This is a genomic window from Carboxylicivirga sediminis, from assembly GCF_018156225.1.
GTDB lineage: Bacteria > Bacteroidota > Bacteroidia > Bacteroidales > Marinilabiliaceae > Carboxylicivirga > Carboxylicivirga sediminis.
In genome coordinates this window covers 184,828-209,819 of the sequence record NZ_JAGTAR010000003.1, presented here as the reverse complement: position 1 = coordinate 209,819, position 24,992 = coordinate 184,828, and the positions used below count along the sequence as shown (strand labels likewise).

At 40.0% G+C, this 24,992-nt stretch carries 20 protein-coding genes; 13 read left to right on the top strand and 7 right to left on the bottom strand.

Annotated elements, in window-relative coordinates; all coding sequences use genetic code 11:
- Positions 1–61 precede the first annotated feature (61 nt).
- From glgP to KDU71_RS03695, 4 genes are read right to left on the bottom strand one after another with little or no spacing between them, the layout of a single operon-like run.
- Positions 62–4,285, bottom strand: a complete 4,224-nt coding sequence (gene glgP, locus KDU71_RS03710; protein WP_212188554.1) for an alpha-glucan family phosphorylase — start codon at positions 4,283–4,285, stop codon at positions 62–64.
- Between the two features lie 58 nt (positions 4,286–4,343).
- On the bottom strand, positions 4,344–5,642 hold the full coding sequence (locus KDU71_RS03705; protein WP_212188553.1) for a glycoside hydrolase family 57 protein: 1,299 nt from the start codon (positions 5,640–5,642) through the stop codon (positions 4,344–4,346).
- A gap of 26 nt (positions 5,643–5,668) precedes the next feature.
- Positions 5,669–6,955, bottom strand: a complete 1,287-nt coding sequence (locus tag KDU71_RS03700) for a glycosyltransferase family 4 protein (RefSeq protein ID WP_212188552.1) — start codon at positions 6,953–6,955, stop codon at positions 5,669–5,671.
- Entirely contained in the window at positions 6,952–8,895 is a 1,944-nt protein-coding gene (locus KDU71_RS03695) for a glycogen debranching enzyme N-terminal domain-containing protein (RefSeq protein WP_212188551.1), read from the bottom strand. The genes KDU71_RS03700 and KDU71_RS03695 overlap by 4 nt, the downstream gene beginning before the upstream one ends.
- A 337-nt stretch (positions 8,896–9,232) precedes the next feature.
- On the opposite strand from KDU71_RS03695, the gene KDU71_RS03690 reads away from it, so the two are divergent.
- The 5 genes from KDU71_RS03690 (at position 9,233) to KDU71_RS03670 (ending at position 14,689) form a co-directional block, all read left to right on the top strand.
- Positions 9,233–10,105 (top strand): polysaccharide deacetylase family protein, encoded by an 873-nt coding sequence (locus KDU71_RS03690; RefSeq protein ID WP_212188550.1) that lies wholly within the window; start codon positions 9,233–9,235, stop codon positions 10,103–10,105.
- 137 nt (positions 10,106–10,242) lie between these two features.
- On the top strand, positions 10,243–12,840 hold the full coding sequence (clpB, locus tag KDU71_RS03685; protein WP_212188549.1) for an ATP-dependent chaperone ClpB: 2,598 nt from the start codon (positions 10,243–10,245) through the stop codon (positions 12,838–12,840).
- A gap of 121 nt (positions 12,841–12,961) precedes the next feature.
- Positions 12,962–13,408 carry a hypothetical protein gene (locus KDU71_RS03680; protein WP_212188548.1) on the top strand — a complete coding sequence of 149 codons (447 nt, stop codon included), beginning with the start codon at positions 12,962–12,964 and terminating at the stop codon, positions 13,406–13,408.
- A gap of 129 nt (positions 13,409–13,537) precedes the next feature.
- Positions 13,538–14,002, top strand: coding sequence for a hypothetical protein (locus tag KDU71_RS03675; RefSeq protein WP_212188547.1), 465 nt, complete (start codon positions 13,538–13,540; stop codon positions 14,000–14,002).
- 18 nt (positions 14,003–14,020) lie between these two features.
- Positions 14,021–14,689: a hypothetical protein gene (locus tag KDU71_RS03670; protein ID WP_212188546.1), complete on the top strand. Its 669-nt coding sequence runs from the start codon at positions 14,021–14,023 to the stop codon at positions 14,687–14,689.
- Here KDU71_RS03670 and KDU71_RS03665 read toward each other — a convergent pair.
- The 3 genes from KDU71_RS03665 to KDU71_RS03655 form a co-directional block, all read right to left on the bottom strand.
- Positions 14,684–15,496, bottom strand: coding sequence for a hypothetical protein (locus KDU71_RS03665; protein WP_212188545.1), 813 nt, complete (start codon positions 15,494–15,496; stop codon positions 14,684–14,686). The genes KDU71_RS03670 and KDU71_RS03665 overlap by 6 nt on opposite strands.
- A gap of 2 nt (positions 15,497–15,498) precedes the next feature.
- A complete protein-coding gene (locus tag KDU71_RS03660; protein ID WP_212188544.1) occupies positions 15,499–16,503 on the bottom strand; it encodes an SDR family NAD(P)-dependent oxidoreductase in 1,005 nt (334 codons plus the stop codon).
- 61 nt (positions 16,504–16,564) lie between these two features.
- Positions 16,565–17,071, bottom strand: coding sequence for a UpxY family transcription antiterminator (locus KDU71_RS03655; RefSeq protein ID WP_212188543.1), 507 nt, complete (start codon positions 17,069–17,071; stop codon positions 16,565–16,567).
- Positions 17,072–17,177: 106 nt separating this feature from the next.
- Between KDU71_RS03655 and KDU71_RS03650 the strand changes: the two genes are divergently transcribed.
- The 8 genes from KDU71_RS03650 (at position 17,178) to KDU71_RS03615 (ending at position 24,955) form a co-directional block, all read left to right on the top strand.
- Complete coding sequence (locus KDU71_RS03650; RefSeq protein WP_212188542.1) at positions 17,178–18,401, top strand: aspartyl protease family protein; 1,224 nt, start codon at positions 17,178–17,180, stop codon at positions 18,399–18,401.
- Between the two features lie 156 nt (positions 18,402–18,557).
- Entirely contained in the window at positions 18,558–20,087 is a 1,530-nt protein-coding gene (gene guaA / locus KDU71_RS03645) for a glutamine-hydrolyzing GMP synthase (RefSeq protein ID WP_212188541.1), read from the top strand.
- A 125-nt stretch (positions 20,088–20,212) separates the two neighbouring features.
- Positions 20,213–21,778 (top strand): S41 family peptidase, encoded by a 1,566-nt coding sequence (locus KDU71_RS03640; protein ID WP_244828163.1) that lies wholly within the window; start codon positions 20,213–20,215, stop codon positions 21,776–21,778.
- A 21-nt stretch (positions 21,779–21,799) separates the two neighbouring features.
- On the top strand, positions 21,800–22,408 hold the full coding sequence (pnuC, locus tag KDU71_RS03635; protein WP_212188539.1) for a nicotinamide riboside transporter PnuC: 609 nt from the start codon (positions 21,800–21,802) through the stop codon (positions 22,406–22,408).
- Entirely contained in the window at positions 22,398–22,934 is a 537-nt protein-coding gene (locus tag KDU71_RS03630; RefSeq protein WP_212188538.1) for an AAA family ATPase, read from the top strand. The genes pnuC and KDU71_RS03630 overlap by 11 nt, the downstream gene beginning before the upstream one ends.
- Positions 22,931–23,854, top strand: a complete 924-nt coding sequence (locus tag KDU71_RS03625; RefSeq protein WP_212188537.1) for a serine O-acetyltransferase — start codon at positions 22,931–22,933, stop codon at positions 23,852–23,854. Before KDU71_RS03630 ends, KDU71_RS03625 begins: the two co-directional genes overlap by 4 nt.
- A gap of 155 nt (positions 23,855–24,009) precedes the next feature.
- Positions 24,010–24,558, top strand: coding sequence for a SiaB family protein kinase (locus tag KDU71_RS03620; protein WP_212188536.1), 549 nt, complete (start codon positions 24,010–24,012; stop codon positions 24,556–24,558).
- A 16-nt stretch (positions 24,559–24,574) separates the two neighbouring features.
- Complete coding sequence (locus KDU71_RS03615; protein ID WP_212188535.1) at positions 24,575–24,955, top strand: DUF1987 domain-containing protein; 381 nt, start codon at positions 24,575–24,577, stop codon at positions 24,953–24,955.
- Positions 24,956–24,992: the final 37 nt, after the last annotated feature.

Here is a 24,992-nt window from a genome sequence, read left to right as displayed (position 1 = left end):
TTATATAAAAAAAGGAGTCCGTTTCCAGACTCCTTTTTCGTTTATAAGGTAATTTTCGCTGTTAAATCCATTTGACGTAGTTAAAATCCTGGCGGTGAGGTAATAACTCATTGCAGGCAAATACCCTGAATCCGAAATCAAAGATACCTGGATCCTGAAGTTCCAAATCGAGTTCATAAAACGCTAGTGTATCCACTTTTCGAACCTGCTTAAACCGTTTGGTGGTGATAGGGCCAATTTCCTGACTCTCGGCTGAGTTGCGGATAACCAGTTCAACACAAATGTTTTCATCAATCAGCTCTTTAAGGTCAAGCGCTACCTCCATATGATAGGCTTCGCCGGCCAGGTATTTATGTTTAGGTGTGCTAGGTGCATCCACCGAAACCACATCAATTTTATCCCACGCCATCAATACCTTTTGTTTCCACGCAGCTAGTTCTTTTGCCATCTGGTAGTCGTTCAAGCGAATTTTTCTAACGCGGTTAAACATAGGTGTGTAAAAACGCTCCTTGTAGTCATCCATCATGCGTTTGGTGGTGTAATCCGGTGCGATTTCGGCTATACAATTTTTGATATATTTCACCCAGTCATTGGGAATGTTTTGCCCGTTACGCTTATAAAACAATGGTATGATATCGTTTTCAAGCATCGAATAGATGGTTTGGGCATCCAGCTCATCCTGAAAGTCTTGATTTTCATAGGTGCGTTTATCGGTAAGGGCCCAGCCAGCTCCCTGGCGATAACCTTCCAGCCACCAGCCGTCAAGCACACTGAAGTTCATAACGCCGTTCATCACCGCTTTCTCACCCGATGTGCCGGAGGCTTCCAGTGGTCGGGTAGGGGTATTCATCCAAATGTCAACACCTTTTACCAGTTTTTGACCAAGCTCCATATCATAGTTTTCGAGGAAGAGGATTTTACCAACAAATTCCGGACGGCGCGAAACATCCACAATCAGTTTAATTAAATCCTGACCTGCTTTATCTGCCGGGTGTGCTTTACCTGCAAATATGAACTGAACAGGTTTGTCTGGATTGTTCAGTATTTGCGATAAACGCTCGATGTCGCTAAACAGCAGATGTGCTCTTTTATAAGTTGCAAATCGGCGAGCAAAACCAATCGTAAGCGTGTTCTCATCAATGGAATCGATTATTTCCACCAATCTTTTAGGGTCCTCATATCGACGAATCCAGTTGCGATGGAAGCGTTCCTTAGTATAATCAATCAGTTGCTTACGAAGCTGGTTTTTAATTGACCAGATGCGTTCATCAGGAATATCATGAATTTTCTGCCAGTACTTCTTATTCGACTGGTCGTTAATGAATCCATCTTTAAACTCACTCTCGTACAAGGTGCGCCATTCCTTTGCTGTCCAGGTTGGATAGTGTACTCCATTGGTGACATAACCTATGTGTAGCTCTTCAGCAAAGTAGCCATCGTACAGGTTGTTAAACATTTCCTGCGAAATTTTACCATGTAGCCAGCTCACACCATTCATAGCAACGGAGGTGTGTGCAGCCAGGTTACTCATTGAAAACTTCTCTTTGGCATCGAGTGGATTAGCCCTGCCCAATGCTAAAAACTTATCCCAGCTAATTCCCAGTTCCTCAGGGATATAATACAAGTAATGTCGTATCATCTCTGGCGTAAAGGTATCGTGCCCGGCCGGAACAGGCGTATGGGTGGTAAACAAGGAAGAGGCGCGTACAATTTCAAGCGCTTCATCGTATGAATAACCATCACTTATGAGCTGGCGTAAGCGTTCAATGTTGATGAGTGCAGCATGACCCTCATTACAGTGGTACAAATCTGGCTCTACATTGAGTTCGTCTAATGCCCTGATTCCACCAATACCTAAAAGTATTTCCTGTTTAATTCGGTTATCCCAGTCTCCACCATACAATTGGTGTGTAATTACGCGGTCTTGCTCATTATTCATCTCTGTATCGGTATCAAGCAGGTATAGTTTGATACGTCCAACGTTCACCTCCCAGATAAGCGCTTTCACGGTTCGCCCTTCAAGGTGGAAATGAACTGTTTTAGGCACGCCGGCTTCGTCCCTTACCTGTACAATAGGCAGAAATGAAAACTTCTGAGCATTCAGCTCTACCAGCTGCTCGCCATTGAGTGATAGGCGTTGGGTGAAATAGCCAAATTTATACATGAAACCAATGGCTATCATATTAACATTAGAGTCACTGGCTTCTTTCAAATAGTCGCCGGCCAGTATACCTAAGCCACCGGAGTATATCTTTAAATTGTCACTTAACCCATATTCCATGCTGAAATAGGCTATTTGGGGTTGGTTCTCGTCAGGCTTAACAGCTATGTAGTCTTTAAAGTCTTTGTATACTGACTGATAACGCGAAATGAAGTCTTTATCATTCTCTAATTCATTGAGCCGGACACTGCTAATGGATTTTAGGAGTACTATCGGATTACGCTTCACCTTTATCCATAGTTCTGGGTCGATGGATTTAAATAGTTCAATGGCCTGATAGTTCCAGCACCACCATAGGTTTCTGGATAATTCCTCGAGGCCGGAGAGTTCATCTGGAAGATTGGATTCAACCACCAGTTTTCGCCATTGAAGCTGGTTGCTTTTCGCCACCTTCAGATGCTTTATTTCGTGTTTGTCAGTTCCTTTGTTCATGTTGTTTTTGATGGCCAGTTCGTAAGCTTTAAAATAGTACCCAATAAAATTCTTCCACAATGCTTTCTGAGCTATCCTGTGAGCATTTTCCCGATAACCAAGTAACTCATCGTTGGTGCGCTGGCTAAAGTGTTGGATGTAATGGGCCATATTATGCACCAATTCATCGGTGTTGGAATCATTGCGGTGAAATACTTCTACACCACCATTGCCGTTTTCTTCAATTTGCGTTACCCAATTGCCAAAACCTGCCAATGAGGTGGTGATGGTAGGCACGCCAAACGCTATGCTTTCCATTGGCGTATATCCCCATGGTTCATAGTAGGATGGGAAAACAGACAAATCGAGTCCGCATAATAGCTCGTAGTATGATTTATTAAATATACCATCCTGACCGGTGAGATAGGTGGGTACAAATATCACCTTTACTTTTTCATTGGCCTGATTACTAAAACCCAGTGCTTTGATTTTATTCAGAATCGGATCATGATCAATATTACCAAGGTAATGTGTAATAAACGGTGTCACCAACGCTGTATCTTTTTTATTATTTGCCAGGTGCTCAATCAGATCTTTACGCGGTCCGCGTTGGTCGGCCGGAATAAAAAAGAATGCGATAAGCTCGCGCTCTTGTGCCCGATCATGATTAATAGTGGAGAGTACATCCAAAAATACATCCAGTCCTTTGTTCTTAAACTCATAGCGTCCGCCTGTGCCCAGAAAAAGTGTGTCATCTGCCAGCTGATAGCCCAACATGGCTTCGGCTACATTTTTTAACAGCTCTCTTGATGTTTTACGTGAGGCAACCAAGCTGTCTGTTTCAGGTACAAAGTCATCTTCAAAACCATTGGGCAGCACCACATCCACCGGCTTACCATAAAACTGGTTGCACTCTTTGGAAGTTATTTCGCTTACAGTTGTCAGGCAATCGGCTGCCAGTGCAGCTTTTTTCTCCAATGAACATTTGGCCGATACGTTGTATTGGTTCGTTTTTTCTTTAGTATTGAACTCGTATAGTTTGTCGTACAGCGGTTCGTTATTACTGGCCAATACCCGTCCGAGCATGGTGGCATGCGTGGTAAAAATGGTGGCTATCTCGGGCATATGATGTTCAATGTATAAACATCCGGCACCAGTCATCCACTCATGGAAATGGGCTACTACCTTTTCACGCACTGTGAAATGCTCTTTTACAAAGCTTTCGATAATTTGACCGGCGGCATAGCCAAATATGGCAGGTTCGTGGTAATCATCTGCTCCATAAAGTGATTCAAGGCGATATACCTCCCACATTTTGGCATAGAAGGCATCCTTATTCTTTAATAGCGGCTTAAAATCAATGAGCATAACAAGCGGTTCACCGGGTATTTTCCAGCGACCTATGCGAATAGGAATTCCCAGCTCAATGGCTTTTTGTTTCCATTCAGGATAGAGGTTGTTATCTTCTTTAAACTCTTTATTGCTATGCTCTTTATAGTTAAAATCAGGTCCGATATATATAATATTATCCTTAAAAGTTTCTTTCAGGGATAATGACTTTGTAGAAATAACCGTATGAATTCCTCCTACTTTGTTACATACTTCCCAACTGACTTCAAAAATAAAATCCGGGGTTGGCTTTATTTTTTTCATACGCATATTATATGATTGGTTATTATAAAAGATAAGTGAAGCTTACATGCTCACTTTGTTAATCCGATAAAATCTTTTTCTTTAGTTTTTTTATCTCTGTCTCGTATCTCTTAATGAGTTTGTCTTTTTTGAGTAGTTCATTTTCGATGGATGTGGCAGGTTTTCCATCTTCTCTCAATTCATCAAGTCTTATTTTAAAATCGCTGAGCACATTCATGTAATTGATGAATGCATCATATGGTGAGTTGTAGGGATTGAAATAGGAGTGCATGTCACCATCAGAGAAAAACTTGGTGCACATGAAGTAAAAATGATCACTACATTGCAGGTAGCTCCAGTCTTTGTTGATACGTTCATGATTAAGTGACTCCACATCCTTTTTTAACTCATAGAGCTTGGTAAATGCTTCATTCTGCAATGAATTACCTAACCAGGCCGACAGGTCACGTTCTTCATCGGCCCATGAAATAGCATGAGGAACATGTGCTACTGCAATAGGTTGATACTCTTTTATGGCATCTGATGGAGTTATAAATTTATATGAACCTGACTTGAGAATGGCTGCAGGCAGGTTGCTAAGAAATTCAAAAATACCTGATTCTTTTTTCTGATGCTCACCAAAGGTTTCATAGTCCATAAATACATTCACTATCTCTTCTTTTTCGTCAAGGTGGTCAAGCCAGTTCACAAATTTCTCTGTTGTTAGCGGCCACTCATTCCAGCTTTGCACCGAGAAGCGAAAAGCAATATCATCGCTGAGTGTATAATTGCGCATCAGTAGTTTTAGTTTGGGGTTTAAGGCGTTGCAATACAGGTAATTGGGGCTTTTCCAGCCCAATATGTGTTTGGCACCTTCTGTAATCATACCCTTATAGCCCAGGCTGGCTACCGCAGCTCCAATATCGTCTGAATAGATTAGCTCGGTGTTTCTGAATACTTTAGGCTTATGACCGAACAGCTCTTGTATGCGTTGACTATGAGACTTAACCTGCACTTTAAACTCATCCTGGTCTTTGAGTGCAGCCAGTGAATGCGAATACGTCTCAGCCAGAAATTCAACGCAACCAGTCTCTGCCAATTGTTTAAAACTTTCGATTACTTCCGGAGCATAGCTTTCAAACTGATCGAGAGTGACGCCTGTGATGGAGAAGCTCACCTTAAAACTTTGCTTGTTAGATCTAATGAGGTCAAGTAGTATCTCATTGGCTGGTAAATAGCATTCCTTTGCCATTTTACTGATAATGGATTCATTGGTAAAATCATCGTAATAATAGTGGTCATTGCCAATATCGAAAAAACGGTATCTTCTCAATCTAAGGGGTTGGTGAATTTGGAAATATAAGCAAATAGACTTCATTGTTATTAGTTTAAGAGTTAAAGGATTTAGTTAATCACAGTACTGTATACCTGGTGCACGTGGCGGGCAGCATTGGTCCATTTCAGATTGTCCACCTCTTCTTTGCCCTTTTCTTTAAAAACACGCGATAGGGAGTCGTATTTAATAATGCCGTATATGGCATCGGCCAATGCGTCAATATCCCAATAATCAACTTTTATGGCATGGGTGAGGATTTCTGATACACCCGACTGCTTTGATATAATAACCGGTACATTCGATTGCATGGCTTCCAAAGGTGAAATGCCAAATGGCTCAGATACTGATGGCATGACATATACATCGCTTATCTCAAACATCTTAAATACATCATCTCCTTTAAGGAAGCCTGTGAAGTGAAAGCGATCAGAGATGCCCAACTGAGCTGCTCTGGCTACCATTTTTTCAAGCATGTCGCCGCTGCCAGCCATAACAAATCTTACATTGTTGGTTCTTTTTAACACGGCATTGGCTGCTTCAACAAAGTACTCAGGTCCTTTTTGCATGGTAATCCGGCCCAAAAACGTGACTACTTTCTCTTTAACCCCTTTTTTATTGGCCTGTTTTTGCTCATAAGAAACGGGTTCTACCGCATTGTAAACTGTTTCAACTTTAGATGGATCCTGACCGTATTTTTCGATGATAATATTGCGCGTAAGGTTGCTGACAGCTATAATTTTATCGGCTGCATCCATACCCATTTTTTCAATTTCAAATACTTTAGGATTAACGCTTCCTCCGCTGCGATCGAAGTCTGTTGCATGTACATGTACAACGAGTGGCTTGCCCGATACTTCCTTGGCTGCAATGCCTGCAGGATAGCATAACCAATCATGTGCATGGATAATATCATGTTCATTGTCCATGCTAATAGTGGAGGCTACGTAGGCATATTTATAGATCTCTTCAATCAGGTTGGCACCATATTTACCTGTAAACTCTAGTTTACCTTCACTATTCACCTTAAACAGTTTATTCTTACCAAAAAGCTTCGAGTTTCTGAATGTGTAATATTCATCCGGATCGTTATATGGGATAAGTTCCGATTCGACTTCCAGATAAGTGTGCTTGCTTTTAAACTTCCGAATATGTTCCTGTATCTGTTTAATATGCGTATTGTTGGCTCCAACCAACTTCATTTTACTTTCATCTTCATCTCCGTATGCCTTAGGCACCACAAATATGATGTCCAAATCATCAATTTTCGACAGCCCTTTGGTTAAGCCATAGCAGGCAGTACCTAATCCACCGGATATATGAGGGGGGAATTCCCAGCCAAACATTAATACTTTCATACGTCAACTTCTTTTGATACATTCTTAATCATATTACCTACTCTGATGATTTCAGCCACACTTAAGGCATATGACGTGGCTTCATTCGGCTTATGAGGCGGATTACCATCATAGATTTGAGAGATGGAGCCAATGCCATGTTCGTTGACGCATTCTTCAAATCCCTCAAATATTCTTTTTATATGTGACAGGCCCGACTCTTTATATAAATTCAGATAGGCTTCGGCATAATGGCCCAGCAACCATGGAAATACCGAGCCGTTATGAAAGGCCCGGTTGCGTTCATACTCATTGCCCGAAATTACGCCCAGGTAATCCTGGTTATTGGGCGAAAGTGTTCTGAGGCCTCTGGGAGTTAGTAAATCTCTTTCTATTTTATCCAGGATCGATTTTTTTTGTTCAGTGCTAAGGCATGAGTATGGGAGTGATAAGGCAAACAGCATATTGGGGCGTGTGCTCCAGCTTGTATAGCCTTCAATGGCATAATCGGCCAGGTAACCCATTTCATCTGTCCAGAATATGGCATTAAAGCTCTCAGTAATCTTCTGAGGGAAGGCTTGCCACTCTTTTATAAAAGCTTTATCGCCAGTGGTATTTGCCAGTTCTATGGCAAAACTAATGGCATTGTACCAAAGCGCATTAACTTCAACCAGGTAGCCCATGCGTTGTTGCAGGAAGGTCCCGTTATTTCTTACTTTCATCCAGGACACTCCTTTTTGACTGGTCCAGAGTAAACCATTATCATGTAGTTCCACAGCCAGGTGAGAACCTTGTTTATAATTGCTGAGTATGGTTTTAATTGTTTTTCGAAACTTCTGCCAAACTTCTTTTTTATCAGCACCCCACTCAACGTACTTTTGAAGGGTCCAGAAAAACCATAGCGGTACATCAACAGAGGTTTTTTCTTTGTTGATGTTGGCATCAGGAGAAAAGCGGTTAAGGAGTGTTTGGGCAGATGTTTGCAACACCTCCAGAAAGGTTTTTTCATCACCACGCGACAGGCAAAGGCCCGGAATGGCTAAATAGGTATTACGTTCACTGTGGCTTAAAAATGGAAAACCATTGATGATGGAAACATGCTTACCTTTTCTCGAAATGGTCTGTTCAGCTGAATTATCCAGGCAACTCTCAAAACTATCTCTTTTTATACGCTTTTTAAGTTCGCTGTTGAATTGCCTTACCAGACTACCTGGTGAGCTCTCACTTGTACCTGCTGAGAATATTATAGGGACACCCTTTTTGATAGTCATCTCAAAGTAGCCGGGTACAAATAAATCCTCATGGCAGGCATAGCCACGATTTTTTTCTTCGGTATATTCAATATCATAGTACCAGTCGGGTGCATGTATAAATTCCGATTCACGCGAGGTTTGCATATATAGTTTCGGGAATCCATCATAGAGGCGAACAGAAACGCCATTGGCAACTGTATTGGCACGCGTATTGGCTACCATATTTGCACTCGTCAGGTCATGTATATTACGGAATGCAATAAAAGGTTGAAAACGAATCGTAGTGGGAGAGTTTGCTTCCAGCAGGGTGTATTTTACCAGGATGCGTTGCTCTTTTTCAACCAATAATAGTTCTTTTCTCAACAATACACCTCCAACGCGATAGGTGATTGCAGGATTGGGATCTACTTCATATTCGCGAACGTATTTATGGCCATTAGGTGCGTATGTCCCTGGGTATTTATGTATACCCAGATTAAACTCATATCTATGTTGTATGATTGTTTCGTCGAGTGAAGAAAGCAAAACATGGTTATCGCCACCAAATTTATCGATGGGGCAGATGAGCAAGCCATGGTATTTTCGTGTGTTGCAGTTAATAATTGTTGAACTGGCAAAAGAACCGGCTCGGTTGGTTCGAATAAACTCTCTTTTTAGCGAATATTCAGTGTTAACCAATTGAGCCTTGTCAAACTTCAAGTAACTCATACGCAAATAGTAAATAACCGTTTTTAAAATTCAATTCCTGTTGTTGCGTTGTTTTACTCCCAGTTGCATTCCCAATCCAAATTTAGGCAAATTTTCATGGCTTCAATCATGGGATGTGATAAAAATCATTTTTTTAATATTTTATAACATTAACTAAAGTTTGAAAGCAATTGTATTGTAATTGCTTTTAAATTTAATGTTTTATGCTATATTAGGTTTTAAATGTTTAATGTTATCCTAACAAAATATTAATATTAATAATGTGAATAGCAGGAGGCTTAATCTTATACTCGTTTTTTTATGCAATGTGGTTTTTGCTAATCTTTCAGCCCAAAAGATGGTTGCTATAAGCATTGATGATGTGCCAAACATATCACTGTATGCTCAAGATGGCTATAAGATTTTGCTTTTAGATAGTCTGGAGGAACTCGCAATACCTGTTGCCATTTTTATTAACGAAGGACTAATCTTTGATTCCGCAGATAAAAAGATAAACGAACAATTGTTGGAACACTGGATAGAAAGTGAATTGGTTACGGTGGGTACCCATACTTTTGCTCATACCGATTATTCAAAGGTGGGATTAGAAGTTTTTAGAGATGATATTATTAAAGGAATGTTGCTTAGCCAAACGCTTTGCGCGGATGCTGGCAAAACTATGAAGTATTTCAGGTTTCCTTATAATAGCTTGGGTAACGACTCAATTGAGCAAGGTGTTATAGGGGAAGTGCTTGATTCTCTCCATCTCACAATTACACCATTTACTATAGAAAGTTCAGATTGGATGTTTAATGCCATTTATGAGTATTACATAAAAACAGATAGTATTGAGAAGGCAGCTGTTATAGGTGAGGCATATGTTAATGCGACAATTAAAAACTTTATGTGGATGGATTCACTTTCCATTGATCAATACCATCGGCAAATAAAGCAGATATATCTTTGTCATGATAATACGATTAATGTCGATTACCTGCCCCGGATTATAAATATGCTCAGAAATCAAGGTTACTTATTTGTGAGTCTGGAAGAAGCATTAAATGATTCAGTTTATCAGCAGCAGAATTACTATCATAAAAAGTTGGGGATTTCATGGGTGTACAGGTGGATGAACAATGAGGCAGAGCGAAAACGACTGATGAAGATGGCTCCAGATGTTATGGAACACTATCCTGTATATGAAAGATTAAATAATACTACAGGATATTAATACTAACTGAATAATTGTCATAGAAATAAAGAGTGATAGAGTCATAATGTCTTATTTGTTAGTTGGTTAAATGACATGTTGACTGATTTTTGTTAAAGGTATAGCATTTGATGTGAGCAGGGTATAAACAAAAGACCATGAACTTTAATAATTATACCATCAAATCGCAGGAAGCGCTGCAACAGGCGCAGCAGATTGCACAGAGCATGCAGCATCAGCAAATTGAAAATGCCCATCTTTTGAAAGGCATTTATACAGTTGACGAGAATGTGTTGCCATTTTTGCTTAATAAGTTGGGCGTTAATGCGGCCATATTTCAACAAACATTAGAGAGTATTCTTCAAAGCTTCCCCAAAGTACAGGGGGGCGATATGATGCTGTCAAGAAAGGCTGGAGCTACATTAAATGATGCATCGGTCAGGGCAAAAAAGATGAAGGATGAATATGTATCCATCGAGCACATTCTTTTAGCCATGCTCGGCGCTGGAGATGAGGTGGCGCGCCTGATGAAAGATAATGGCATCAATGAAAAAGATTTATCATCGGCTATTGGTGAGTTGCGCAAGGGAAAGAATGTTACCTCACAATCACAAGAGGAAACCTATCAATCGCTTGAAAAATATGCACGCAACCTGAATAAGTTGGCCAATGATGGTAAGCTGGATCCGGTCATTGGTCGGGATGATGAAATTCGGCGTATCCTGCAGATTTTGTCCAGACGCACCAAAAACAACCCGATGCTCGTGGGGGAACCAGGTACTGGTAAAACAGCAATTGCAGAGGGTTTGGCGCACCGATTGGTGAGGGGTGATGTGCCCGAGAATTTAAAGGATAAAATTATCTATTCGCTTGATATGGGTGCGCTAATCGCCGGGGCTAAATACAAAGGTGAGTTTGAGGAACGTCTGAAAGCTGTCGTGAAAGAGGTGGTGGCCGAGGATGGACGCATCGTATTATTTATTGATGAGATTCATACTTTGGTTGGAGCTGGTGGCGGACAAGGAGCGATGGATGCTGCCAACATACTTAAGCCAGCTTTGGCACGTGGCGAATTACGTGCCATTGGAGCTACCACATTGGATGAGTTTCAAAAGTATTTTGAAAAGGATAAGGCGTTGGAACGACGCTTTCAGAAAGTGATGGTCAATGAGCCGGATAAAGAGAGTGCCATTTCAATTTTGCGTGGCATTAAGGACAAGTATGAGAATCATCACAAGGTACGTATAAAAGATGGTGCCATTATAGCTGCCGTCGAGTTGTCACACCGATATATCAGTGATCGTTTTTTGCCCGATAAGGCCATTGACTTAATGGATGAAGCAGCATCGAAGCTGCGACTGGAGATGAACTCAAAACCTGAAGAATTGGATGTATTGGACAGGCGCATCATGCAAATGGAGATAGAACTGGAGGCCATTAAACGTGAAAATGATAAACCGAAGATTAGTCAGATTAAGAAAGAACTGGCTGATTTAAAAGAGCAGCGAAATAGCATCTATGCCAAATGGGAGTCGGAGCGCAATGCCGCCGAAGAGGTGCAAAATTTGAAAACGCAAATAGATCAGTACAAACAGGAAGCCGATAAAGCTGAGCGGGATGGTAATTTTGGTTTGGTTGCGGAGTTGCGCTATGGTAAAATTAAAGCCGAGGAGGAGAAACTGGAAAAGGCTCAGGAAACACTGAAATCTAATCAGGAAAACGCCTTGATAAAAGAAGAAGTAACCAGCGAAGATATTGCTGAAGTGGTGGCGCGCTGGACTGGTATTCCTGTGTCGAAGATGATGAGTAGCGAACGTGAAAAGCTGTTAAGGCTCGAAGATGAGTTGCACAAGCGTGTGGTTGGTCAGGAAGAGGCCATTGAGGTGGTGGCAGATGCCGTACGTCGTTCACGTGCTGATTTGCAGGACAGTCGTCGTCCCATAGGTTCGTTTCTGTTTTTAGGTACAACCGGAGTGGGAAAAACCGAGTTGGCCAAAACCCTGGCCGATTATTTGTTTAACGACGAAAATGCCTTGACACGCATTGATATGAGCGAATATCAGGAGCGGCATGCTGTTAGCCGACTGGTGGGTGCACCTCCAGGATATGTAGGTTATGATGAAGGAGGTCAGCTAACCGAAGCTGTGCGGCGAAAACCTTACTCGGTAGTGTTGCTCGATGAAATAGAAAAGGCTCATCCTGATACATTTAATGTCTTGCTGCAGGTGTTGGATGAGGGCCGATTAACCGACAATAAAGGACGAGTGGCTGATTTTAAGAATACCATTATCATCATGACCTCCAATATGGGAGCCCACATTATTCAGAATAAGCTGGAAGGAATTAATATGGATGAGCGATTCTCGGTTGTGGAGGATACTAAGCGCGAAGTACTGACCTTATTAAAGCAATCGATTAGGCCTGAGTTTCTGAACCGAATTGATGAGGTGGTCATGTTTACACCTTTGGATATCAGCGAGGTGAAAGAAGTAGTAGTGCTTCAGGTGAATAGCCTGAAAAAAATGCTGGCAGCTAAACAGATGCATATTGAAATAACAGATGCAGCATTGGATTACATTGCCCAAGAGGGGTATGAGCCTCAGTTTGGGGCGCGGCCTGTGAAGCGTGTGATTCAGCGATTGGTTCTGAATGAGTTGTCGAAGAAAATATTGGGTAGTGAAGTGCATGCTGATTCTTCTATCATTATTGATGCTGGTGAAAATGGTTTAGTTTTTACTAATCAGAAATTGGCATAAAGTTGATATTTGGGTGCGAGAAGGTGCGGATTAGTAAAGTCCTGCACCTTTTTTGTACCTAATTATTTCAATAAATTCATCTAATTGATACCTTTAGGCTTGTCTAAACTATACCAAACTTATGAAAGCTAAACTCTCCTGTAGTTTCGTTCTGATTTTATTCGCCTGTGCATGCGATATGGTCAAAGATTGTCCGGCCTGTATGACGCCACCTCAGGCGTTTATTTTCAACATGATTGACAGGAATAGCGGAGAGAATCTTTTTACCAATGGAACCTTTTCAATCGATGATATTCAAATAAAAGATGTTATCACTCAGAAGAGTGTGGAATTTGATTTTATTGATGAAAATGATCTGGGATACATCAATTTATATTCAATTGGCTGGCAGACCGAAGTGGTTAATTGCTATGTGTATCATAATGAGGATTTGCTTTTTACGTTCTATGTGGATGCGGTTCGGAAAAGTGAAGATTGCTGTTCGTTCACTGATTATAATGCAATTGAATTGGAGGGAGGGGAGTTTGAGCAGGATGACTCATGGGGTGTTTATGATATTTTATTGTAACTATGCGATGAGGTATTCTTATAATCACCATCAACATCCAATAGTTAAAGCTGTCTACATGTTGGAAAGTGGATTATTTCAGATGATAGGATGCCTGGATATTAATCAAAGAACAGAAAATCAAGTGCCATGACAATAATTAGCCTGATTGAAATAAAACCAAATGATGTGCCATCAAAAGATTATATGCGTTATCATCAATTTCGTAAGCTGGTGGTGGAACTGCAAAAGAGAGAATTGCCCTCAGCTATTGTTGAATTTGTGAATGACAATATACAGCTGGTGAATCATGCCATTGACAAAAAGTTTGAACTAAGAAAGCAAATAGCCGCCTCGCAAAAGGCCATCATTAAGCTGCTTGAAAAGGAACTGAAGCTGGTGCCCAAAGGCTACTATCGTAATTTATGGATGGTGCTGGGTATGACTGTGTTTGGTGTGCCTCTGGGCATTGCATGGGGACAGATAACAGACAATATGGGTACCCTAGGAATTGGAATTGGCGTAGGTATGATAATTGGTTTAGCGCTGGGAAATGCACAAGATAATAAAGCTGCGCGTGAAGGCAGGCAGTTAGATGTAGACTATAAACCCTGATAAAGAAAAATATACTACATGGAGGTTTTTGATAAAGAATTGTTTGCAGCTGAATTTATTGAGCAGTATTCGAATCGTGGCTTTGGTTCAATGAATAAAAATGATTTTGAGGTGCTGATATTTAATTTGCTGCGTAAGTATGGCGACCTGAAGAATAAGACCAATTTTGAGATGAGTCTTGATCTGCAAATACCAGAGACTAAGGTGCGACGCCTGGCCTACGAAAGTGATTTGAAATACACGCACATGACAGAGTCTGATATTAAGGAAGCATTCTTTGTTATTGTTGCTAAATCAAAGCTACGTGGTGACTTGAATAAGATTGAATTTGTGATTGAAAACAAGTTTATACGAAGTAGCATCGGGGCACAACTAAAGCAACTGGGGCATTATGCCGACAGTTCGTTTAACTCAGAAATTGTCCGTATACACATTGAATCATTTATTGACCTGCTGGCGTACTATTATCCCGAAAAAGCCATTGAGCGTATTGTAAAAGAGTGTAAGACAGCTATAAAGTTAGAAAAAGGAGAGGCCATCACATTCAAGCTTATTCTTCGTAAGTTTCTGGAAGGATTAGCCACTCAATCTGGAAAGAAAGTAGTTGATTTAGGTACAGCCTATTTCACTGGTGGGGCCGAAAATATTGGTCCGCTGGTAGAAAATTTAAAAGGCTATTTCTCATGAAATAGCCTGGTTGCCAGCCACCAGCATTTGGCAAAACTGTACTTTTAGTATTTCGCTGTAAAGGAGTTTGTCGCTCCAGGCATCTTCCCACTCAGGATAGAGTGTTTGGGAGGCAAACATCAGGGCATCCAGTGAAAGGATGTCTTTTTGATTGACCAGAAACTCATAAATGGCGGTATTTAAACTCATTAACTCAAAAGAGTGAATGCTTTGGCGACGAAATAACTCTGAGGCTTTTTTAGATTCAAGCAAGCTGCTGGTGATATAACTGCCCTTTTTTTCCTGTTTATTGAGCTGAGTATCTTTTTCTAACTTAAGTAAGATGTCATCTGGGTAAATTGATAAGGCTTCATCCAGTTGTTTCATTATTTTGCTAGGCGTTGCTTCTTGTAATTCAAGCAAAATAATTTTCATCAGAGACAAAAAGGATAGCTCAGGGTAGCGATTAGCCAGTTTTTTGATATTCAGCTTTTGAAGATCATCCATATCGCTCATGGCATTTAATACATCTTCTATTAATTCATCATGTTCCTTGATGCCACTATTCATTGTTGCAGGAATAGTGTCGTCATCCGTTTCCACATCCCAAAAGTGAAGCATGGTATCACGTGCCATCATTATTTTATCCAAGCCATGATGATTGTAAAACAGTCTTTTTGAAACGTACAACAGCTCTGTGGCGGCTTCTTCATTACTACTGTCATTAACAGCAATTAGCTCTTTGAAGCGCTCCATATCGTAATGACGTTCTTTTAAGGCTTCGTTATAAATATAATCCTCAATGGGTAATTCTTCTTCGTAATGCATAATTAATTCTGCTGTCCGTTATAATACGATTTATACCAATCAATAAATTGTTTCAGTCCTTCGTCGATGCTGGTGGATGGTTTAAAACCTATACGTTCTTCAAGTGCGCTTATGTCAGCATAAGTTCTGAATACATCACCTTTCTGCATGGGCAGGTATTCTTTATTGGCTGTTATACCAATGTGCTTTTCAAGTGTGTTGATAAAAGCCATTAGCTTAACAGGTTTATTATTCCCAATATTGAAAAGGCGATAAGGCTTTTCCTTCTCTTCTTTCGAGTCAAAAGGCAAATCAATTAGTTTTTCAATGGCTTTTACAATATCGTCCACATAAGTAAAATCGCGCTCGAGGTCGCCATTGTTATAAACCTGTATGGTTTCGTTATTTATTATTTTTCGGGTAAATGAAAAATAAGCCATGTCGGGTCGTCCATAAGGTCCGTAAACGGTAAAAAAGCGCAGGCCGGTAACAGGGATTCTGTATAACTGAGCGTAGCTGTGTGCCATCATCTCATTTGCTTTCTTTGTGGCTGCATATAATGATACCGGTTCGTTGCAGGGAGCCTGTGTGCTAAAAGGAATGCTCTCTGAATTGCCATATACAGAGCTGGAAGAGGCATAAATCAAGTGTTGTACAGGATGTTGCCTGCAGGCCTCTAGTATATTGATGAAGCCGATTAAATTGCTATCAATATATTTATAAGGGTGCTCAATGCTGTATCTTACACCGGCCTGTGCAGCCAGGTTTATAACCACCTCAAATTTGTGCGAAGCAAATTCCTTGTCTAGCTTTTCTTTGTCACATATGTCAATGCGTTTAAAAGTAAAATTCGGGTAATTACTTAATAGCTCAATGCGATCGTTCTTTAACTGTGTTGAGTAGTAATCATTAACAGAGTCAATGCCAATAACATTGAATCCACTTGTACAAAGGCGTTGACATAAGTGAAAGCCAATGAAACCAGCTGCGCCGGTAACTAGTATTTTCGTTTCTTTATTGATGCTCATGTGGTTTGGTTAATTGGGTAGTATAGGCAGATAATATATCAATATCATGTCTGCTTGTGCTTTAGTCTTTTTTAAATGTGGCACTGTCCAGGTTAACAACAAGGGTGTAGCCTATTTGGTTGATGCGTAAAATTATCTTTTTTGCCCCTTGTATATCAATTACTTCACCTTTTATGCCTTCCAGAGGGCCAGAGGTCACAGTGATTTGTTGACCTTTTTCAATTTGACCGCTCTCAACGCTAAATTCCATTTGATTCTCAATGGCACGCTTCATAGCAAGTATGTCATTGTCAGGAATAATACAGGCCTTTCCTTTATAAGATACATAGGCCACAATACCGTTAACATCAAATACTTTCTGGTAGTCGGCTTTGGGTATTTTTATAAAGATGTAAGAGCTAATCACTGGCATTTCGACCCATTTCTTACGATCGCTCCACTGTCTTAAAGTTTTCTTTAAAGGCAAATAGGTTTCAATACCCATAGCAGTCAGTTGCTCAAAAACTTTCTTCTCAGCCCTTGATTTAGTATATAAAGCATACCACGATGCCTCTTGCTTTTTCTCCAAAATCTCAAATTTTGAAACGAATTTAATAAAAATTAAGCTTGAAAATAATGATATTTGAGCAAGGCAGAGAATTGAATAACTTACAATCAAATCTAAATATGTAAATATGAACAGTGTGGCGAATGTAAATATCAATGCAAATAAAAATACAGTTCTTGTTCTGACTATTGTTTTGTTGTTATTCATGCAACAATCTATTGTGTGTGGACAGTTTAATGAAGGACAACCAGTTACTGATAATTTCTATACAGAAATACCCTTTGAATATCTTCATGATAAGATTGTGATAGAGGCCAATATGAATGGTATAAAAGGAAGGTATTTGCTAGATACCGGAGCGATGTGTGTATTGTTCAAGGATTCAACCAATCAGCAATATGACAATTCAAGTAAGATAAGAATAGGTGATGCAACCGGAAAAAAGCAAATGGCAGAGGTAGTGAGGATGCCGCTGATTGAGGTGGGGGATTTACAGTATGAAGATATACCGGTTATGTATGTTGATATGTTTGCAGGGCCTTTTAAATGTTTAGGGTACAAAGGTATTATTGGTAGTAATTTATTGCGATTTGGCGCCTTTAAAATTGATTGGCATCAAAAGAAGCTAGTAATAACAGATTCATTTCAAACTTTGGGCAAGCAGAGTAAGCAAGGAGCTAAAATGCATGTAAATAAGCAACAGAGCTCTCCATTTATTAAGTGTAAGATAAACAGCAAAAATATAGGTTGGGTATTGCTGGACACGGGCAGTGGTGATATATTTTCATTGTATAATCCTACCGCCAGCTGGTTAACCAAGAAAAAGGCAATAGGCCAGCCTGATTATGTTTCCAGCGGCACTAACTCGCATGGAGCCTGGGGAGCAGGTGATTACGAGACAAGTATCTATTGCAACTCTACATTGCAAATTGGTATTACACAATTTCAAAGTGTGAGTCTTGAGACGAGTGATGGCAAATCTAAAATTGGTATGAAAATGCTTGAACAGGGTAATTTTATTTTAGACTACCCGCAAAAGCGTTTTTTTATTGAAGTAGATGAAAATTCAAATGACCTGGCTATAGAAAGTTTTGGAATTGATTTGATTATGAAAGATGACCTGTTTATAGTCAATGGTATTTGGAAAGGTACTGCAGCCGAAGAAAGCGGTATTGAAAAAGGGGATATTGTAGAAGATATAGAGGGGGTGAATCTCAAGGACAAAAGCTCATGTGAGGTGTTTCTAACGATTAAAGCGTTGACCAAAGCAAAAGATGAATTGACTTTTTACCTGCTTAAACCAGATGGTTCAGAGAGTCGGAAAGTTACTTTACCCAGGTTAAAGATTTGATGCTTTACTTGGTTTTAACCACGCTATTATCAAATATTAAATCGTATATTTGCACAAAATTTTTCAAGTATAACTTTGGTTGCAGTCATAGCAAATTCAGGCCATCTAAAATGGTTTGTCAGGCTATCTGTTTATCGAAAATAAAGGTGCAAATTAATGCAGGAAAAAATTATCATTCTGGATTTTGGTTCTCAGTATACGCAGTTAATTGCCAGACGCGTACGCGAGATTAATGTGTATTGCGAAATACACCCGTTTAATAATTGTCCCGAGATGGACGAAACCGTTAAGGGGGTTATCTTAAGTGGTAGTCCATACAGTGTGCGCGACGATGATGCACCAAAGCCTGACTTGACTGCAATTAAAGGAAAAATGCCATTGTTGGGCGTTTGCTATGGCGCTCAGTATTTATCGCAGTTTTATGGAGGAGAAGTACAACCTTCTAAAACACGTGAATACGGTCGTGCTAATTTGCATTATGTCGATACAACAAGTGAGCTGTTGACCAATGTAAGTGATCATTCTCAGGTTTGGATGTCACATGGCGATACCATTGTTAATCTGCCTGAGGGTTATAAGATAATTGCCAGTACCAAGGATGTTAAAGTGGCTGCCTACAAGGTTGAAAGTGAACAAACCTATGGCATGCAGTTTCACCCTGAAGTGTACCACAGTACTGAAGGAACGCAGATTCTGAAGAACTTCGTAGTAGGTGTTTGTGGCTGTACACAAGACTGGACACCTGATTCATTTGTTGAAACAACTGTTCAGGAATTAAAGGATAAGCTTGGCAATGATAAAGTAGTACTTGGATTATCAGGAGGTGTTGATAGTACAGTTGCTGGAGTGTTGTTGCATAAGGCGATTGGAAAGAACCTAACCTGTATATTTGTAGATAATGGCCTGTTGCGCAAAAATGAGTTCGAAGCAGTGCTGGACTCCTACAAGCACATGGGTCTGAATGTAATAGGTGTTGATGCCAAGAAAGAATTCCTGAGTGAGCTGGACGGTGTTTCAGATCCGGAAACTAAACGTAAGATTATTGGTCGTGTATTTATCGAAGTGTTTGATGCCGAGGCGCACAAAATTCAGGATGTAAAATGGTTAGCGCAGGGAACTATCTATCCTGATGTGATAGAATCAGTATCGGTCAATGGTCCATCGGCAACCATTAAATCGCATCATAATGTGGGTGGTTTACCTGAAGAAATGAACCTTAAGGTGGTTGAACCGCTTAATTTGTTATTTAAAGATGAAGTACGTCGTGTAGGACGTGCTATGGGGATTGATGAAAACCTGTTGGGCCGTCACCCATTCCCAGGACCAGGTTTGGCCATTCGTATCTTAGGTGATATCACTGCTGAAAAAGTAGCACTGTTGCAAGAGGTAGATCACATCTTTATTCAGGGCTTAAAGGATAACAACCTATATGATCAGGTATGGCAGGCTGGTGCTATGTTGTTACCTGTTCAGTCAGTGGGCGTAATGGGCGATGAGCGTACCTATGAGAAGGTAGTGGCCTTGCGTGCTGTTACATCAACAGATGGAATGACTGCAGACTGGGTTCATCTGCCATACGATTTCCTAGCTAAAGTATCTAATGACATTATCAATAAAGTGAAAGGTGTAAACAGGGTTGTTTATGATATCAGCTCAAAGCCACCTGCAACTATCGAATGGGAATAATCTTATTACGAGATTTATATGGCCGGTAGGAACTTTTTCTTTCCGGCCTTTGTTTATTAATAGAGTCTGATGCTGATGATTATATAACTAAAACTACTGAGATGGGATTCAAAAAGAATATAACAATGGCAATTGTTGGCCTTTTGTTGGTGACGAGTGTAAGTGCTCAGGTGTTTGATAAAAATATTCAAAAACTACAATTAACATATCAGTTGATAAGTTCGCTCTATGTTGATTCAGTTGACAATCAAGAGCTGGTTGAAGAGGCCATCGTTGGTATGCTGAAAAGTTTGGATCCGCACTCCGTTTATATCTCGGCCGATGAGGTGGCAGCTATGAATGAGCCGCTTGATGGTAGCTTTGAAGGTGTTGGTATTCAGTTTAATATTATGGATGACACCTTGATGGTGGTTAACCCGGTTATTGGCGGGCCATCAGAGAAAGTTGGCATCAGGGCTGGTGACCGCATTATATCGATTGATGGCGATAATGTAGCTGGTATTGGGATTAAGAACAGTGATGTTTTTAAGTATTTGAGGGGTAAGAAAGGTACCAAAGTAGATCTGACTATCTTACGACGAGGTACCAGTGACGACTTAAGATTTGTTGTGGTACGCGATAAAATTCCATTACATAGTGTAGAGGCAGCTTACATGGCTACGCCCAAAACAGCTTATGTGAAAATTTCCCGGTTTGCATTAAATACTTATGAGGAGTTTGTAGAGGCACTCAAAAGCCTGGAAGAACATCAATTTGAGAATCTAATTCTCGACCTGAGAGGTAACGGAGGAGGTTACCTGAAAGCTGCGATTGATATTGCAGATGAGCTTATTGATAAGAATAAATTACTGGTATACACTGAGGGTTTGAATAGTGAGCGTAGAGAACATTTGGCCCGCAAAAAAGGCTTGTTTGAAAAAGGAAACCTGGTGGTTCTGATTGATGAAGGTTCAGCATCGGCCAGTGAAATTGTTTCAGGAGCAGTGCAGGATTGGGATAGAGGCCTGGTTGTTGGGCGGCGTAGTTTTGGCAAAGGCTTGGTTCAGCGACCATTTGATTTTCCTGATGGATCGATGATTCGCCTGACTATTGCTAAGTATTATACACCAGCGGGTCGTTGCATACAAAAGGATTACGAAAACGGCGTTGATGCTTATCATAGTGAGTTGGATGAGCGTTACCTGCATGGAGAGTTGTCAAATGTTGACAGTATCCACTTTGATGATGCCCTGGAGTATAAAACCAAGGTGGTTGGTCGCACAGTATATGGCGGTGGAGGTATAATGCCTGATGTGTTTGTGGCCGTTGATACAAGTATGTACTCTGATTATTACCGAGATCTAATTGCCAGTGGTTCTGTTAATAGAATGATATTGAATTATGTGGATAATAATAGAAAAGATTTAAAACGTCTTTATCCTGATTATAAAACCTTCGAGGAAGGATTTGATGTGAATACCAGCTTGGTAGATTTACTGATTGAGGAAGGCCAGAATGAACAAGTAGAATTTAACAAGGAAGAATGGGACGTGTCCAGACAGTTAGCAGAAGCACAGTTGAAAGCTCTAATTGCCAGAGATTTGTTCAGCCCGTCTGAGTATTTCCAGTCAATTAATCCTATATCAGATGCCTATCAAAAGGCTGTTGAGATTGTAGAATCAAAAAGAGATTACTCTCAATACCTTAAATAATTAAAGTTTGTACCCTAACCAATGAACGAATTTATTGCTCAGTATGGTCTTGAGGTGACAGGAACAGTTGCTTCAATCATCTATTTAATATACTCTATTCGCGAGAATCCCAGGCTATGGCCCTGGGGCATTATTGCATCAGGTGTTTCCATTGTAGTATTCTACCAGTCGGCACTCTATGCAGATATGGGACTGCAATTCTATTATGTTGCCATAAGTATTTATGGATGGTGGTACTGGTTAAGTGGTCAGGCTTCTGATGACTCGGTAGAGGTGCCCATTAAACTTGTTTCATCAAGACTATTAACTAAACTCTTTTTGGCGGGAGTAATTATTTACTGTGGTTTGCTAGCCGCGTTATTGAATATTCCGGCACTTGTAGATATTGCCAGTTCTGATTTGCCTTATTTGGATTCGTTTACTACCGCAGCATCAATTTTGGCTACTTGGTTGTTGGCTCGTAAATACATTCATCATTGGCTGTTTTGGGTGGTAATTAATAGTGTTTCTATGGGTATGTATATCTATAAAGGATTGTATTTTTATAGTTTCCTGTTTGTGATTTACACAATAGGTGCTATCATCGGGTTTTATGAGTGGAAACGATTAATGGCAAAACATGCAGCTTAAGCGACCAGTAACAGTTGTTTTTACAGGGCCTGAGTCAACAGCAAAGTCCAGTATATCGAAACAGTTAAGCGATATTTATGGAGGACAGTGGGTACCTGAGTATGCCCGCGAATATGTTGAAGGTTTAAACAGGCCATATACTTATCAGGATGTTGAAAAAATTGCCATACACCAGAAGGACAGTTATGAACGAGTTTTGGGTTTAGGGCAATCGCTGGTTGTTTTCGATACCTTTTTAATTATTACAAAAGTGTGGTTTGCTGAGGTTTATAATTCAGTTCCTGAATGGTTGGAGGAACTGATAGGCAGTGTTTCAATTGATCTGCATTTATTGTGCTATCCCGATATAGAGTGGATAGATGATGGGATAAGGGAAAATGAATCAAAAAGATTGTATCTGTTTGAACGTTATCGATCAGAACTGGAAAACTATAACTTTGTCTATGAAGTGATAAAGGGTAATGGTGAATCGCGTATTGAGCAAGCAAAATATCATATTAACCAACTATTAAACAGTAAACAATGACCACTGACCACTTTTCAAGAATTAAAAAAGCCATCAACGAACTCTCGCAGGAGCAAAGCTATAAAAGTGTTTGTCATCCGCATTTTAAGGACCATAAAATGCCTTCGTTAAGTGCATTGGAACAGGTTGTTAATCTTTCTCGTGAGATTCTGTTTCCTGGTTATTATGGCGATAGTTCAATACGTCCCGATAGTGTTAGCTATTATATTGGGGTGAATACTGAAAATCTCTATACGATTTTAGTCGATCAGATTTTTGCAGGCTTGTGTTTTATGTGTGAGATGCCCGAGAAATTTGATTTGAGTGAACGAAAAAGTATTGCTCATGATTATGCCAGTCAGTTTATCAGTAAGCTTCCTGAAATCAGACGCATGTTGGTGACTGATGTTGAAGCAGCTTTCTTAGGTGATCCGGCTGCTAAAAGTAAAGGAGAAGTTATTTTCTGCTATCCGGCCATTAGGGCCATTACTAATTATCGTATAGCTAATGCACTGCTAACTATAGGTGTCCCGTTGATTCCACGTATGATAAGTGAAATGGCACATTCTGAAACTGGAATCGATATTCATCCACGGGCAACAATTGGTGAGTACTTTAGTATTGACCACGGTACAGGAGTTGTTATAGGCGCCACTTCTATTATTGGCAATAATGTTAAACTCTTTCAGGGGGTTACCCTGGGGGCTAAAAGCTTTCCACTGGATGAAAACGGTAATCCAATCAAAGGTATTCCTCGCCATCCAATAATTGAAGATGATGTGGTTATATATGCCCAGGCAACTATTTTGGGGCGTATCACTGTGGGGGCCGGTTCAGTTATAGGTGGAAACGTTTGGGTTACTAACTCAGTTGCTCCGAAATCGAAAATTATTCAGTTTAAGCCACGCGATGTATTATATACCGAAGGAGGGGGTATATAAAATATCAGCTAAAAAAGGTGTTTTGTCAGCATTTACAAGGGATTGACCAAATAAGTCAATCAAATAAACAGAAAATGCAGTATTTAATGTAAACTTGTGCATAATCGGACGGTATTAATATTTTTCTATATTTGTAGACAATTAGACCATTGGCAATGGCATTTGATTTAAAAAACTGGTATCTAGAAAAAAAGCAAGGGGATATTATCCTGGAGTACAATGGAGGAATTACACCAGAGTTGATATCTGAGGCATTAGAATCCATTGAGAACAGTTTGAACATGAAAAATGAAAAAAATCGTGTTCGAAAAAAGGTCTACAATGTGTTTGTGGAGAGTTTGCAGAATTTGTACCATCACGTCGATTTGCCGCCAAGTACAGCACCTGTTGAACAGAGTAGTAATTTTGGAATCATCATTTTAAGTAAAGATGGCACCTTTTACCGCATTTCAACAGGCAATTTTGTGAAAAAGGAAAAATTAAATTATATTAAAGACCGAATTGATCAGGTAAATTCCTTGTCGGATGAAGAAGTTCGTATGTTGTACAGGGATATACTTAATAACGATGAGTTTTCTGAAAAAGGAGGGGGAGGCCTGGGAATGCTCGATATCGTTCGAAAAACAGGCAATAAATTAGAATATTATTTTTATCAATTTGATGATGAATACATCTTTTTCTCGCTAGATGTATACATTAGTTAACCGTATAGCTACCAGTATGGAAACAATAATTCGCGAAGGAAGTCCAAAGACACCATTTGTAAGACTAGATGGGGAAAAAGGAGTAGTTGAAATTAAGGGGCGCTCTATTCCTGAAAATTCTGTTGAGTTTTACAAGCCAATAATTGACTGGCTTGAGAAATTTGGAGAAGCACCTTCTGAAGAAACCAATGTGAATATTCAGTTAGAATATTTCAATACCAGTTCTTCAAAATGCATATTAGATATTTTTAAACGTCTTGAGTTGATTCATAAAAAAGGAAACCCGGTTGAGATTAACTGGTATTATGAAGAAGATGATGAAGACATGTTTGAAGCAGGAGAAGACTACCAGTCGATAATTAATATTCCTTTCAAAATGATTGAAATGGAAGAGTAATACCCAACTACTCAAAGAAATTTGAAAAGCTGAATAA